Genomic DNA, 15,183 nt, shown 5'->3' on the forward strand with positions numbered 1-15,183 from the left:
CCGAAGACCTTTAGGCCGCCTAGGAGCGCCGCGTGACCTGCAGCGTCAGCCCGCTTCGCCCGATTACCTTGACATCATCGCCGGGGCTGAACGCCTCGGTAGACGCTGCCTTCCAGCGCTCGCCATGCGCGATGACGTAACCCGACGTGTCTGCCCAGCTTTCAACCGTGCCCGAGATACCAATCATCTGCTCCGAGCCGGTGACGACTTGCCGCCAGCGCGAGATGAATGCGACGCGGGCAACGAGCAGGCTGAAAAGCAGGCTGGCGACGGCAAGGCTGCCCAATGCGGTCCAGGACACTTGCAGGCCGGGTATTTCAGTATCGAACAGAATGGCTGCACCGAGCACCACCGCAACCCCGCCGCCAACACCGAGTGCGCCGAAGGTTGGAGAGTGTGCCTCAGCCACAGTTAGTCCGATGCCGAGGATGAGCAGTCCGATGCCGGCGTAGCTCACCGGCAGCAATGCCAGCGCATAAAGTCCAAGCAGCAGACAGATGCCGCCGATGGTCCCGGGAACGAATGTTCCCGGGGTGAGAAATTCGAAGATCAGCCCATAGATGCCGACCATCATGAGGATGAGCGCAATGTTCGGATCGGTGATCACGGACAGCAGACGCGTCCGCCAGTCCGGCTCGAATTCCTCGACGGCAAGACCCGCGGTATCGAGCTGGACATCCGTCTGGCCGACCCGAACCGTGCGCCCCTGCGCCTGCTTGAGAAGATCCTCGATCGTCGCTGCAGTGAAATCGACTACGTGCTCGCGCACGGCAGCGCTCGATGAAAGGCTTGCAGCTTCGCGCACGGCTCGTTCCGCCCAATCGGCGTTGCGATTGCGCAACTCGGCAAGGCCGCGAATATAGGCCACCGCATCGTTGACCGCCTTCGCTTCGCCGGGATCGCGGGGAGACTGCCCTCGCGTGCTATCCGGAGGATTCGAGGTGCCTTTGTCGGGTTCCGCGCCGCCACCGAAAGGTCCGCCGGTGATTGCAATCGGAGTTGCCGCGCCGAGATTGGTGCCCGGCGCCATTGCCGCGATGTGGCTGGCGTAAAGAATATAGGTGCCGGCGCTGGCGGCCCTTGCCCCGCTCGGCGCGACAAATCCCGCCACAGGCACGCGCGAGGCGAGGATTGCCCTGATAATGTCTCGCATCGACGTGTCGAGACCGCCCGGTGTATCGATCTGCAGCACGACCAGGCTCACGCCGCGTTCGCCGGCCCGTTCAAGGCCGCGACTTACATAGTCGGCCATTGCCGGGCCGATGGCGCCATTGATCTTCACGACGATGGCCACACGCTCCGCCGCCGGGGTCGGCAAGGCGGTCAGGCCTAATGCGGATACCAAAGCCAGCACCAAAGCGAGAACGGACGACATGCGACGCCAAGGTCTCAAGTGCGGCGCTATAGATCGCTGAATATCCATGTTCTATAATATATGGTGGCGCAGCCAAACTTTAAGGCGAGAACCCCTCCTGCATTCACACAACATCGAGAAATAGTGCCAGCAACGGCCGTTTGACGAAACCAAACGCGCCCTTATTCCCGAACCAATCCGGCAAATGTCGAGTTTCACAACGCTCTGACCCGTATTCGATTTGACGTTGATCCATTCAGTCGTCGTGAACCCATTGACGAGTTTGCCATATCGATATCGCAACAGGGTCACGGCGAAATGCAAAACTGGGTAAGATCGCGACGCAAATGAACACAAAGACATCGTCGAACATTGCTGCGCCGCCTGGAACAAGCGTGTCGATCAACCCGGAAAATCATGTCCATCGGTCTGCGCGAATGGGCTCGTCGGTCGTGATCAGTGCCCGCTGGTATGAGCAGCCGTACGTATCCATCCCGCAGAGCCGGTGGGCCTCTACGGACGAGCATGAAGTGGTGCGAACGTTTCAGTGTGCGACGCCTGATGTCTCGTGTGCTCTCACGATGGCGTCCGCTTCCTTGCCGTATAGCTCCTCGAAATGATCGAAGGTCTTGGAAAAATAACCAATGCCCTGCGTCGCCGAGCGCAGCGCCCGCGCCAGATCGTCAAGTGCGCTGCCCGGAACGAGCGCCCGGAAGATGTCCCATCCCTTGGCGGTTTCATCCCGGTCGAAGCCGAGAACCTGGCCGTTGAGAGCGGAGACGATCTGGACGAGGCTGCCCGAATAGACCGATGGAATGTGAATCTCGCTGCGGAAGACCGGCTGCATCAAGACGGTCGATCCTTCGGAAAGCGCCTGACGCACTCCCATTTTCGACGCAGTCCGGAAGGCGTGTTCCGAACTGTCGACGGTATGGTGCTGACCATCTGATAGCGTTACGCCGACATCGATGACCTCGAAGCCTAGCGGTCCTTTCTCCATCGCTTCGCGCGCGCCCGCTTCGACGGCGGGGATGTAATTGCGCGGAACGGCGCCACCCTTGATGGTTTCGCCAAAGGTGAAGCCCTGGCCGCGCTCATTGGGGTGAATGCTCAGCTTCACATCCGCGAATTGCCCGGCACCGCCGGTCTGTTTGCGATGGCGGTAATGAACCTCCGATGATTTCGTGATCGTCTCGCGGTAGATCGGGCTGGGCGTTCGGTCGGTCACTGAGATGTGAAAGACATCGGACAGCGTTCGGCAGAGATCACGCAGATGCACCGGCCCCTGGGCGCGGACGATCTGAGCGCCTGTGCCTTCCTCCTGCAAGACTTTCAGGCCGCGATCCGTCTCGGAAAGTTTTGCCAGCGTTTCGGAAAGCTTGTTTTCATCGCGCTCGCTGCCCGGAATTAGGATCCTTTCAAGCATCGGCGTGGGTGGTTCCGTCCACTCAGGCGGGGCGACTACCGCGCCTGATGTCAACAGCGAAGGGACGGGCAGATGGTCGGACTTGACCGTCGCGAAGACATCCCCCGGCGTAGGCAGAACCGCCGAATTGGAACGCCCGTTTGCGAGATTTTGCACGGCGCCAAGGCTGGAGCCGCCCAGCGACGCGCCTTGCCGCAGTCCCTCACCAAGTGCGCGCACGAGCACCGTCTTGCCGACATTCTGGCGATGATAGGCATGGAAGCTCACGGCCATCAGCTTGCCTTCATCGATAGTTCCCGCATGAGCGAGACGCTGCCGAAGAACCCCGACCGGCGGCGCCTCGTGGCGCAGCGCCTTCATCAGCCTCATCATGCCATTGCCGTGACTTGCAGCACCGATCAGGACCGGGATAATCCTGTTTTCCCTGAGAACCCGTGATGAAATGGCATAGAGCGCGTCGCTGGGTGGCTCGCGGTCCTCGATCAGTTCCTCGAGAAGCCAGTCATCGAATTCGGACAGGTGTTCCAGGAGCTCGGTGCGCGCTTCGTGCTCGCGTTCGGCGGTGCTTTCGGGGATTGCGATCAGCGCCGAAGTCTGGCCTTCCCGGTAGCGCCACGCCCGTTCCGAAATCAGATCGCAACTGCCTGTGATCCTGTCCCCTTCGCGGATCGGGATCTGGCGAAGCAAAAGGGTGTGGTTGGCGTAGTCCTGAAGAGCGGCGACCACGTCCCTCAGCCGCCCTCTCGGCTCGTCCATCCGGTTGACGAAGAGGATGCAAGGCGTCCCCGAGGCTTCGACTATCCGCAGATAGGGCGCGGCGAGCACAGCCTCCTCGGGTGCCGATGAAACACACAGGATGCAGGCGTCGCTGGCAAGAAGCGCTTGCTGTGCATGCGCCAACGCTTCGTTGGGTCCTGGCGCATCCAGCGCACACCACGCCTCGTTTCCGAAGGTGAATTCTGTGAGGTTCAATCCATAAGGGGAGCTGGATTTTCTCGGCGCCCCCTCCAGCGAGCCGAGCTTTTCCACGACTGTCGATTTTCCGGTCTGCGAGGGTCCAAGCACGGTAAAGCAGCGCATCGGCCTTCCTCCAACTGCCATACACACAATTTTCAGCCGTCATAGGATGCCCTGAACCGCGGCAAGGCGCCAGAGGCACTATTTTCTTATTGATCAAAGTTCGACCTAGGTTCGACCCTTGGTCTCTAGATTCACAAGGTTAGAGCGACCTTTGTGCGTTCAAATGAACGCACGGCGTTCTCGTGTAGTTGAAAAATTGCGCGGCTCCTTACCGAAGCGAGCATTGAAATCACTTATAAACTCCGTTGCATGAACGTGCGCGCCCGCAAGGACACCCGGTCAGATAACGCTCTTCCGCACGCGTTCCCCCATTTACGTACCGTACGACAGCCGCTGTGCCTCGATGCGCATTCGCGCCGGTGGTCAGCGAGCAGATTCGCGTGTCAGAAAATAGAGCGTGCCGCCCAGCTCGGAAACGACGAACCGCCGCTCGTCCCAGGCGAGAACGGATACTGGCCGGGTCAGGCCGTCGAGAATGATCTCTCGGTCGTGCGTTGTTTTATTGAGCTTGAGCAATCGCCCGCTACCCTTCAGGAAACCTTCTTTCTGGTTGTAGGTGCCGTGTTCGAGGACAAGCATATCTCCATCATTATCGAAGGCGATGCTCACGGGCGCATTCAGTCCTTCGACGTCAAGCTGCGGCTCCGATGCATCGCCGACTTCGGGAATCGAAACGATCTTTCCAGCACCGGCAAGGAAAGGAAAGCCGCCAAACAGCGCAATATGGAGGCGCTGGTCGTGAAGGGCGATGCCGGTCGGCACCGCGTCCACTTCGTAGCTGTTGCCTTGCGTGAACTCCGTCGGCGAAAGGCTGTGCAGCGCCGTGGCCGCTTCCCTCATCCGCCGGAATGTCAAGAGCGTGCTTTTTCGGCCGTCCGCCTGCACGCGTTCGACACTGTTTCGAGCGGAATCGATCACATAGTAGGTTCCGCCCGCCACGACGAAGTCGAACGGATTCCAGAAATCGTTGCTGATGACACGGGCCTGACCAGCGGCGTCGAGCGCAACGAGGGCGTGGTCAAACGAACCCTCGTCGGAATTGACGGGCGTCGCACCCTGGGCGACGACAAGGACATCGCCGGCGCGGACGACATGATAAGGACCGCTCGGGTCGCCCATCACGTCGAGGCCGTGCGGAAATACCGGACCGAATGCGACAAGCTTGCCGTCCGCGCCGCGCCGGTAGAGCCTGCCACTGGCGAGATCGCTGACGAGCAAGCCCCCCGCGTCGCGGGATAGGCCGGCGAAGGCCGCACCCGGCATGCTGAAGGTCTCGAGCGCGTAGCCGGGCGCAGCCGTTGGCTCGGCGCCAGCACCGACTGCCAGAAACAGGAGACCAGTGACGATAATCAAGGCGTAGAACGGACGCATCGGAAGCCACCATTGGCTGAGAACCGGAATTCCGGATCATAGGCGAGGCGATAGGTCGTCGTAAGGTGGTCTGGATCGCTATTCCAGGAACCACCGCGAAGCACGCGATACGGCCCGGCGCTCCCTGGCGCCGTCCCGCCTTCATACGGCGCGTAGAGATCGCGGGTCCACTCCCAGACATTGCCGACGAGATTGAGGACGCCCTCTTTGCTCGCTCCAGCGGCGAAGGACTCCGCCGGTGCGGTCATCGCATATCCGTCTCGCGCGTCGCCAGAGCAACAGACATCCGCTCCGGAATTTGCCCGCGTTTCGTCTGGCGGGGCGTCGCCCCATGGAAACGCGTCGCCCTTCGTTCCTCGCGCCGCCCTCTCATATTGCGGCTCCGACGGCAGCTCCAACCCGTAGTAATGGCAAAAAGCGTCGGCGTCTCCCCAACTTACCCCGACGACCGGCCTATCGTCCAATCCCAAGATCGGGTGATTTGCGTAGAAGGCCGGGCGATGACCGGTGGCATTGACGAAGCGTCCATATTGCCGGTTCGTGATTTCGGTGCGATTGATCGCGAACGCCCGACCCTCCAGCGCGCGGCGGGGACGTTCGTTTTCGGGGCCGTCGTCGCGCCCAAAGACGAACGCGCCGGCAGGAATTTCGATCAGCGGATTTCCGGCGATAGGGCCGGCATCAGCAGCGGCCGCCGGGAATGCAAGGGCGATCACCATCGCCGCCGTCCAAACGCTAGAAGTCAACACGATCTTGAGTCTCGCCATTGAAGAGAAACACGCGATCCGTCGCGACCTTGACGCCGATCTGCTGGTCGATCTGACCGGTGAAATTCTTATCGGCGCGTAAGGTTATGAGCTGGCCGCCCAACCGGAGGCTGACGAGCGTATTCTCCCCGGTGAGTTCCACCGAATAGATCGGCGCAACCAGATTGACGTCCAGATCACCGGCTTCGGCCGGATGGACGTCCTCCGGGCGGACACCGAGCACGGCTCGGGAGACGTTTGCCCGACCGATACCCCCGACCCTGAGGTCGGCACTCACGAACACGCCGTCCTTCACTTCTCCAGGAATAAGGTTCATCGGCGGCGAGCCAATAAATCCGGCAACGAAGAGAGTGCGCGGATCGTTGTAGATTTCCCGCGGCGTCCCAAGCTGCTCGATCACGCCCTTGTTCATCACGGCCACGCGGTGGGCAAGTGTCATCGCCTCTATCTGGTCGTGGGTGACGTAGATCGTCGTGACCTGCAGCTCATGTTGAAGGTGTTTCAGCTCGGCGCGCATCTGGGTGCGAAGCTTGGCGTCGAGATTGGACAGCGGCTCGTCCATCAGAAAGACGCGTGGCGTGCGGACAATCGCGCGGGCGAGTGCCACGCGCTGGCGCTGGCCGCCGGAGAGTTCCTTCGGCAGACGGGACAACATCGTGTCGAGTTCCACACGCCGCGCGACCTCGGCTATTTGTCGCTTGCGTTCGGCAGGCAGCACTTTGCGGATCTTCAGCGGGTAGCCGATATTGTCCTCAACAGTAAGATGTGGATAGAGAGCATATGACTGGAAGACCATCGCGACGTCGCGATACTTGGGCAGGACACCGTTGATGCGATCCGCATCGATGTAGATATCGCCCGACGTCGCCTCCTCCAGACCGGCAACCATGCGCATGGTCGTCGTCTTGCCGCAGCCGGAGGGGCCGAGCAGAACGAGAAACTCCTTGTCCATGATCTCAAGGTTGAAATTCGTTACAGCAACAAATTCGCCGAACTTCTTGCTGACGTTTCTGAATGTGACGGACGCCATAGATCTCAACCTTTGACGGCGCCCAGGGACAATCCCCGGACGAGATGCTTCTGGACGATGAAGGCGAAAATGACGATCGGCACGCAGGCCATGAAACCCGCTGCGCTGATTTCGCCCCAATAGGTGTTGTACTGTGTCACGCGCCCGGCAATGCCGATCGGCAGTGTTTGCGACTGCTCGGTGAGCGTGATGATGAGGGACAACAGAAATTCGTTCCACGAGATGATCAGGCAGAAGATGGCGGTGGCCGCAAGCCCGGGCCGGGCAAGGGGTAACGCCACATGCAGGAATGCGCCCCACCGCGTGTCGCCGTCGACGATCGCTGCTTCCTCCAGTTCGACCGGAAGATCCTGGAAATAGCTCTTCATCATCCACGTCGCGAAGGGCAGATTGAAGGCGGTGTAGGCGACGATGAGAGCCGACTTCGTGTTGAGCATGTCGAAATAGTTGAAGAACAGGTAGAGTGGAATGATGCTGACGATGGGCGGCATCATGCGCGTCGACAGGATCCAGAACGAAATCTGCTTCCGCCACTGCCACGGGTAACTGAACCGTGCCAAGGCATAGCCAGCCATGGTGCCGAAGGTCACGGAAACGACGGTCGTTCCCACGGCGACGAGAAAGCTGTTCAGCGCGTAGCGCAGGAACGGACGCTGGATGAACGCTTCATCGTAGTGTTTCAGCGTCGGGTTTCGGGGTAGCCACTCCGGCGGCACGGCGAAAATGTCGATATCAAACTTGAATGAGTTCGACGCGATCCAATAGATGGGAAAAAGCGTGACGACCAGCGCGACAGAGATCGTCAGATAGGCCGACAGGCGGATGAGCATCTCTCTGGTACGGCTGCGCGCATGTATGGTTTTTGCCAGCGTCATGGTCATTCCGCCAGCCGCATGCGTTTCATGAACCAAGTGCTCAGAATGATCGTCACAAACAGCACGAAAAGCGACATCGCCGCCGCGTAGCCTGGATCGGCGAAGCGGTAGGCGACCTGATAGATATAAAGGCTCAAGACCTTGGTCCTGTCGGCCGGCCCCCCCCCGTCAGGATGAAGACCAGATCGAAAAGACGCAACGCATCCATGACACGCAGGAGCAAGGCAATAGCGATCACCGGCTTAAGGAAGGGCAGCGTCAGGTCCCAGAACTGCTGCCAGGACGAGGCGCCGTCGAGTGCGGCGGCTTCGTAGGGTTCGACCGGGAGGCTGGCCAGCCCGGCCAACATCAGAAGGAATATGAACGGTGTCCATTGCCAGACATCGGCGACGATGATCGAGAACATCGCGAGGTTCACGTCGCCGGCCCATGCCTGCAATGGTAGGCCGAGGCGGAACATGATTTCGTTCAGGACACCGAACTGCGGCTCGTAGATGAGCTTCCATGTGATCGCGACCGCGATCGGCGGCAGCATCATGGGGATCATCAGGACAGTCTTCAGAAAGGTCAGCCGGCGGATGAATTTATCGAGCAGTAGCGCCAGCCCGAGACCAAGGAGGAATTCAGTCACCACCGCCGCGACTGTGAATACGATGGTGTTCCGGAGCGCGACGTGAAATTGCGCGTCGGAAAGAAGCCGCACGAAATTGCCGGCACCGACGAACTCCCAGGGCAGATCGGGATTCGGGCTGATTTTGTGAACCGCTGCATAGAACATGTAGACGCTGGGAAAGATCGTCAGGCCCAGCAGTATGAGGACCGTCGGCGCAAGCATGAGGAAGCGCAGGTGACGTTCCGCCCATCGCTCCAGACCGCCACCCATCTGGAGCTGCGCGGTCAAGATGCTGCTTTCGACCTTCAACATTGATCTCTCCCGCAAAGCCCGCCCCGGCACGCCTTAACTGTCGGATTCACGGTCGCCGAAGGCCATTGCCAGCTCCGCGACACGAGCGGCGTCCGAAAACCCCGCTCGTGTCGCAGCACATTGCTTATTTAAGGCCCGTAATCTGTTGGACCGCCGCCTGCGCGTTCTTCAAGGCCTCTTCCGGTGTGATCGTGCCCGCTACCGCCTTGGAAAGCTCGATGCCGAAGGCATTCTCGATCTCCGGCCACTTCGGGTGACGCGGACGAGGAGTAGAGGCTTGGATCGCCGTCATCAACACCGGATAGTGCCGGAACTTCTGTTGCGAGGTCAGTTCCGGATCGGTGAAGACCGAGGTCCGGACAGGTGGATTGCCGCGCTCGGCGGAAATCTTCATTTGCTCCCGGGAGGTCGCCCAGATCATGAAGTCGAAGGCTTCCTGCTTGTTTTTGGAAGCGGACATGATGCCCATGGTCCAGTGACCAATTTCCGAGCTTCCCGGTTTGGTTCCAGCGGGAATGGGGCTATAGGAAATCTTGCCGACCATCTTCGACTGACTCGGATCTTCGAAGGTCGCAACCCAGTTCGGCCAGTTGATCGACGAAGCGGCCGTGCCGGCGGCAAGCGCTGTGCCGACCTCGTTGGCGTTATAGCTCTCGACCCCCTTCGGTGAGATATCGCGGAGCGCCATGAACGTCTTCATGGCGGCGGCTCCTTCGGGCGTGTCGATCGTCACCTTGGTCCGGTCGGCGTTGAACATATCCGCGCCGTAGGACCAGAAGATCGGCATGAAATCGGCAACCACCGGGTTGCCCTGACCTCCGCGGAAGACGTAGCCGTAATAACGGCCGCCGCCGCTTTTGGTCAGCATCTTGCCCGCCTTCAGCACGTCATCCCAGGTCTTTGGGACGTCGACGCCGGCTTGCTTGAACTTGGCGGCGTCATAGAAGAACATCTGCGCATTTCCCACATAGGGCAGGCACACATAGGGTCCCGTATTGTAGGGGTTGCGGCAGACCGCCAGCGACTTCGAAAGGAAATCACTGTCCGGTCCCGCCATTCCGGCCTTCTTGAAGAAAGCCGTCAGATCCTCCAGATGTCCGTTCTCGGCGAAAAACGGAATCCACGGATCGTCCATTAGGATGATATCGAAGACGCCGGACTTGGTTGCGCCGGCATTGGCGCCCTGTTCGAACACATTGGCATAAGGCGCCTGGACGGCCTCCACCTTCGTGCCCTTCATCTTCGCGTAGTCGTTGGCAGCGGCCCTAAGACCGTCGCCCTCGCTGCCTGATGGCACGAGGATCGTAATGTCGGCCCATGCTACTCCGTTGATCGCGAGTGCGGACGCCGCAATAGCCAAGGTGAGAAACAATTTGCGAAGCATTGTACACCTCCCATTCCGAGCAGTTATCCAGAGGCCTTCTTCGGGGGGCCTCACCCTTTCCGGCATGGCGGAAACGCTACTTCGACACCCATGCGAACCACTCTGCGACAAGTCGAAATGTCGACCGGCATCTCCTCCTCGAGCCGGCCGCCGATTTTATCACATCAGGAGCTTTATTTAGAGAGTTTATATTAGCATTTTCGTATTTTCATCGCGGTAATCACGGAAGTTCATGAGCCAGGTTTTTGCTTTCGTGGTGCTTGGTTGCGCCATCGTCCTGCTGCAAACTCATGACACCAGCGATCATCGCTTCGCATTCACCCGCCCGGCCGTGGCTGTCAGCGACAAGCAACCATCAAATGGCGCGCACATAGGTCGAAGATCGAATTGAGGATCGGCGGAAAGTCGGAAAGGCGGTGGATGGGATAATCATGCATCTCCTGGCCCAATTCTCACTCGCCGACAATACCCCCCGCTAGCACGCTCCCATCTGGATCACCGCATCGAAGCTCGACGCAGCTTTGCGGAGTTTGCCGAATTCGAGAGCCACAAGAGTGCACCCGGTTCGCGCAACTCGATCATTGTTCTTGTTAGGTTGCAGGCGTTAAGGCACCTCGTTCGGGCTTCTGCAAGCGCGGCGCCGCGAGAAGTGCGGCGCCAGTTTCGCGAACTCAGCGCGCGTCGTGGAAAATGATCCCGACAGTGTGACGCATGCCAGAGCGAATACGACTGACGCCGTGACGCAGATTGACGCGGTAATTGCCCTTCGTTCCTTGGACCGGCCGATTGTGGACAGCAAAGGCGACGGCGTCACCCTGGCGCATCGGCACCACCTCGACGCGGCTCTGCATCCGCGGCCGCTGCTCGGTGAGAGCGAATTCACCGCCTGTGAAGTCACGGCTCGGCTCAGACAGCAGAATCGCCACCTGGATCGGGAACCAGAGATCACCGTAGAGATCCTGGTGCAAACAATTGAAGTCGCCCGGAACATATTGAAGCAGCAACGGCGTCGGCCGGGCCTGGCCTGCGTCGTGGCATTGCTGCAAATACGAGGCGTGGTCCGCGGGGAAACGCTGATCCACGCCCATCCGCTCGTTCCAGTTATTGGCGACGCCGGCGAGGTGCGGATAGAGTGCCGTGCGGATGCCGCCGATCAGATCTGGTAGCGGATATTTGAAGTAGCGATATTCACCTTTCCCGAAGCCGTGCCGCGCCATAATGACGTGGCTACGGAAATGGCTCTCATCGGGATAGAGTGCCGCGATTTCGCGACACTCCTGCGGCGTGAGCAACTTCGGGAGAACCGCGCAGCCGTAGCTGTCCAATTCAACGGCGAGTGCCCTCCAATCATAGGCGGCAACCCGCGTCTCTACGGACGAATCCATAGAGGCCGGGGCGATGAAGTCGACGATTGGCTGTCTCATGCCATCGCCTCCCGACGGATCAGCGCGCGCTTGCGCTCGATGCCCCAGCGATAGCCGGCCAGATCGCCATTGGAGCGGACAACACGATGGCACGGAATGGCCAGCGCTATCGGGTTGGCGGCGCAGGCATTTGCGACGGCCCGCGGATTGGCAAGCGGGCTCAGCCAATGAGCCAGCTCGGTGTAGCTCACCGTGCGACCGGCGGCGATCGCTTTCAGCTTCTCCCAGACGCGGCGCTGGAACGGCGTGCCGCGCATGTCGAGTGTGAGGTTATCGGCGACGACGACCCGAGCAAGACGAGCATTTGCTTGCTTTGGTCAAATCTGGAATCTTATTGAATGCACTGTCACCGTAATTCGGAAATCAACACTAGATATTTAATCTCTGTCTTAGAACGCTGAATCTCGCGCGGTCTTTCAGGTCAAGCACGTAGAAATCTTCAACATACGACAAAATTTCTATGTCGTCTTTATGTGACCGTGCCATCGACGCAACCACATGAATGGCTTTCATAAACTTCTCAGCGTAAGCTATTTCATCACTTCTGAAGTCCCGTTCAGAGATCGTAAGTTCATAGATAAGATTTATAGCGAACATGGGGACACCTCTTTCGCAAATATGTCAATCCAATGGGAACAGTGGCTGACTCGCGTATATATTGCCTGACCCCAGTCGTGGTATAAGGCTGTTTACATCGTATCCACGGCTTTGAAGCGCGAGAATTCTAGTATTTCCGTTCATTATAGTTCCATCTAATTTTACCAAAAGCGGCTCATCTCCATGCAACAAGCTTTCGACAATATGCTTGTCTTTGGTGATGACGTTCTGTTGCGCAGGATCGGCGTTGATCTGTCCGACCGGCCGGGTGGCGCCACTCTGCTCAAGCGACGCCTGCTGGTCGGCATTGCGGATGGTGACATTGCCCGCCGCACCGCCGCTTGAGATCGTCGCCTTGACCGACTGCTCGACATCGTCGAGCTGATACTTGCCCTCCGCACTCGAATTGTTGGTCGTCTTGCCGTTGGCATCGTTGCCGGAATAGAGGTCGATATCGGCATTGACCTGATAGCCCTGATATTTCTGCGTGCCGACAAAGTCGGACCAGGTCAGCGTGCCCGTGTCGAGATTGATCTGACCATCGGTGGAAATCAGGCCGGATGCGGCGAGATTGGTGTTCTTGTGGACGGTGATGTTCTGGTCACCGGTGGAATAGAGGCCGGCCGGCGTATCGACCCAGTTCGTCGAGCCCTTGCCGGAGCCAAAGCCCGGCTGCACGCCGCCGAGGGTCAAACCGCCGAGTGCCGTGCCGACATTGCCTGCCGTCAGCAACGGTGAACCATCGTCGCTTTTGCCAATCGTCGGTCCGGTGAATGAGAAACCGAGCGACGACGAGCTGTTCGACTGGCTGCCGGTGTTCGGCGTCGAGACGATATTGAGATTGCCGCCGACATCGCCGTCGATCGTATCGGCGGTGAAGACGGTATTGTTGAGCGTCGTGTCGCCCTTGGAGACAAAGGTGATGTTGTTCGTGGCGCTGACGGTTGAGACAACCTGCGTCGTCGATGAGGTCGACGCTTTCGCTTGACCAGCGGAGACGCTGGCGGTCGGCGTGATGCCCGTAGCGCCGTCCATACCGACGCCGATGGAAACGCCGATGCTGGCGCCGGCCGACTCGCTGCGCGAGGAGGCATTGGATGTTGCCTGAGCACCGGCCATGTCGATATTGTTCGCAGAGATCAGCACGCTTCCGTTCATTGGATCGGCGGCATGGTCCGGATTGGCGGTCGCGGAAATCTGCAGGCCTCGGCTGGTGAAGTCGCCATTTGTCGAGATATCGACCGAATTGCCCGAGATTGTCGGCAGCACCGGCGTTGACGTCGACACCGAAGTCTCGTTCTTCGAATAGGTAAAGCCGGCCGTCAGGGAGACGGAGGCGAGATTGCCGGCATTGACGCCGTCCGTGAGATTTGAGAGCGCCTGATAGGCTTTCATGCCGGCAAAGGCGACATTGGCAGCCGAATAGCCATCCGTCACCTTGCCGATCTTGGAGGCGAGGTTCTCGATGCTCTGACCTGCGCCGACGAAGCTAGACGACACGCCGACACTGACGCCGGCAAAGAAGCTGGTGGCCACCTCATCGAAATTGGTGATGTCATTGCCGGAGAGGATGTTGACGCCGTTCTTGCCGACGATGGTGACGCCACCACCGGCGGCGATCTGGCCGGCCTGATCGTTGAAGGTATTGCCGGCGGTCAGGTTGATGTCTCCACCTGCCTTGATCGTCGACACCGCATTGGTCTCGGCGCTTTGGTTGACCTGATCGGTGAAGCGCCCTACCCCGATGCCGATCGAGGCGCCGCCGCCGTTGGTGGAGACCTGGATGCCGAAGCCGGAGCGCTTGTCGCTCTTCGAGGATTGATCGCTCTCATGGCCAGGCAGGATGTTGATATCGCCGGCCGCCTTGCCGCTTACGTCGCCATTAACCGCCGTTGCCGACGAGCCGATGATATTGAGATCACCCTTGGTGGCATTGAGCGTGATGTTGCCGTTGGCTGCGGAAAGCGTCGAGCCGACATTGTCGGTGGAGCTCTCAGTGATCGACTTGCTGTGGCTGCCGTAAATCGAGATGAAGCCACCGCCAGAACCGACGCCAATGCCGGATTTCTTGATCTGCTTGTCGCTCTCATGCTCCTCCTCGGCACCCATGACAGTGACCGCCGAGCCGGACAGGGAGAGGCTGCCGCCGGCCGCGATGCTGGAGCCGGAAACCACGCTCGCGCCGCCCGAATTGACGGTGACATCACCGGAAGCCGAGATCGAGGAGCCGACGGTATCTTCGTCGTAGGTATGCGTGTGGGTCTTCGAAGACGACAGGAAGCCGCTCGATTTGCTGTCGGAGGTCGTTTCCTTCGTGTCCTTGCCGGAGGCGATGAGGACATTGCCTGCGGCCTGAATATTGGCGTCGGCCGTGTGGGTCGCGTCACCGGCTTTGACGTCAGAGGCCGAAATCGTCACGTCACCTGCAGTGGAACTGATATTGACGCCGGTCTGGCCCGAGATCGAAGAGCCTACGGCCGTTGTCGTGGTTTCGCTGCTCTTTGTCTTGCCGCTGCTGCTGGACGATGAAGCCGTATCTGTCGCCTCACCAATGGTGATATCGCCCTTGGCAATGAGGTTGGCCGCACCGCCCTTGGCATCGATATCGGAACCAATGACGCTGATATTGCCCGTGTTGGCCTGAACAGTGACGTTGCCATTCTGCGAGATAATCGAGGACGCGTTGCTGGTAACGGCAGTCGAGGACGAACTTCCACCCTTGTAGCCGGTGGCGACACCGGCAATCGTCTTCGATTGGCTCGTGGTCTGATCCTGCGAGGCCGTGATCGCGATGTTGCCGTTTGTCGAGACGATGCCGAGATTGCCGCCGGCTGCGAGCGACGAGCCGCCGATCAGCACGCCCTGATTACCCGATATCAGCATGGCGCCGCCGGCAATGAGCGACGAGCCCTGCTGAACCTGGCTGGTTGTGGTCGTGATCGTTCCGCCC

The 15,183-nt window shown here is 59.6% G+C and carries 11 protein-coding genes and 1 pseudogene; 1 reads left to right on the forward strand and 11 read right to left on the reverse strand.

Annotation, left to right across the window (positions count from 1 at the left end; genetic code table 11):
- Positions 1 to 19: 19 nt before the first annotated feature.
- From RHSP_RS20440 to RHSP_RS20475, 8 genes and pseudogenes are all read right to left on the reverse strand, one after another.
- Positions 20 to 1,375 (reverse strand): NfeD family protein, encoded by a 1,356-nt coding sequence (locus RHSP_RS20440; RefSeq protein WP_037153361.1) that lies wholly within the window; start codon positions 1,373 to 1,375, stop codon positions 20 to 22.
- Positions 1,376 to 1,898: 523 nt separating this feature from the next.
- On the reverse strand, positions 1,899 to 3,860 hold the full coding sequence (locus RHSP_RS20445; protein ID WP_037153365.1) for an elongation factor G: 1,962 nt from the start codon (positions 3,858 to 3,860) through the stop codon (positions 1,899 to 1,901).
- Positions 3,861 to 4,223: 363 nt separating this feature from the next.
- Complete coding sequence (locus RHSP_RS20450) at positions 4,224 to 5,231, reverse strand: ScyD/ScyE family protein (RefSeq protein ID WP_037153368.1); 1,008 nt, start codon at positions 5,229 to 5,231, stop codon at positions 4,224 to 4,226.
- On the reverse strand, positions 5,210 to 5,950 hold the full coding sequence (locus RHSP_RS20455) for a formylglycine-generating enzyme family protein (protein WP_004122047.1): 741 nt from the start codon (positions 5,948 to 5,950) through the stop codon (positions 5,210 to 5,212). Before RHSP_RS20455 ends, RHSP_RS20450 begins: the two co-directional genes overlap by 22 nt.
- A 16-nt stretch (positions 5,951 to 5,966) precedes the next feature.
- Positions 5,967 to 7,028, reverse strand: a complete 1,062-nt coding sequence (locus RHSP_RS20460) for an ABC transporter ATP-binding protein (RefSeq protein WP_004122048.1) — start codon at positions 7,026 to 7,028, stop codon at positions 5,967 to 5,969.
- Between the two features lie 5 nt (positions 7,029 to 7,033).
- On the reverse strand, positions 7,034 to 7,909 hold the full coding sequence (locus RHSP_RS20465; RefSeq protein ID WP_004122049.1) for a carbohydrate ABC transporter permease: 876 nt from the start codon (positions 7,907 to 7,909) through the stop codon (positions 7,034 to 7,036).
- Positions 7,906 to 8,828, reverse strand: a pseudogene (locus tag RHSP_RS20470) (carbohydrate ABC transporter permease). The gene RHSP_RS20465 and the pseudogene RHSP_RS20470 overlap by 4 nt, the downstream one beginning before the upstream one ends.
- A gap of 124 nt (positions 8,829 to 8,952) precedes the next feature.
- Complete coding sequence (locus RHSP_RS20475; protein ID WP_037153372.1) at positions 8,953 to 10,212, reverse strand: ABC transporter substrate-binding protein; 1,260 nt, start codon at positions 10,210 to 10,212, stop codon at positions 8,953 to 8,955.
- Positions 10,213 to 10,444: 232 nt separating this feature from the next.
- On the opposite strand from RHSP_RS20475, the gene RHSP_RS34810 reads away from it, so the two are divergent.
- Positions 10,445 to 10,603: a hypothetical protein gene (locus RHSP_RS34810; RefSeq protein WP_157385396.1), complete on the forward strand. Its 159-nt coding sequence runs from the start codon at positions 10,445 to 10,447 to the stop codon at positions 10,601 to 10,603.
- 280 nt (positions 10,604 to 10,883) lie between these two features.
- Here RHSP_RS34810 and RHSP_RS20480 read toward each other — a convergent pair whose 3' ends face one another.
- From RHSP_RS20480 to RHSP_RS20495, 3 genes are all read right to left on the reverse strand, one after another.
- Complete coding sequence (locus tag RHSP_RS20480) at positions 10,884 to 11,636, reverse strand: 2OG-Fe(II) oxygenase (RefSeq protein WP_051074118.1); 753 nt, start codon at positions 11,634 to 11,636, stop codon at positions 10,884 to 10,886.
- Positions 11,633 to 11,893, reverse strand: coding sequence for a methylated-DNA--[protein]-cysteine S-methyltransferase (locus RHSP_RS20485; RefSeq protein ID WP_081615340.1), 261 nt, complete (start codon positions 11,891 to 11,893; stop codon positions 11,633 to 11,635). The genes RHSP_RS20480 and RHSP_RS20485 overlap by 4 nt, the downstream gene beginning before the upstream one ends.
- A gap of 364 nt (positions 11,894 to 12,257) precedes the next feature.
- Positions 12,258 to 15,183, reverse strand: a 2,926-nt coding sequence (locus tag RHSP_RS20495; protein WP_200863282.1) for a hemagglutinin repeat-containing protein, incomplete at its 5' end; no start/stop codon positions are given.

Origin of the sequence: Rhizobium freirei PRF 81, from assembly GCF_000359745.1 — a bacterium.
In the GTDB taxonomy this organism is placed as follows: Bacteria; Pseudomonadota; Alphaproteobacteria; order Rhizobiales; family Rhizobiaceae; genus Rhizobium; species Rhizobium freirei.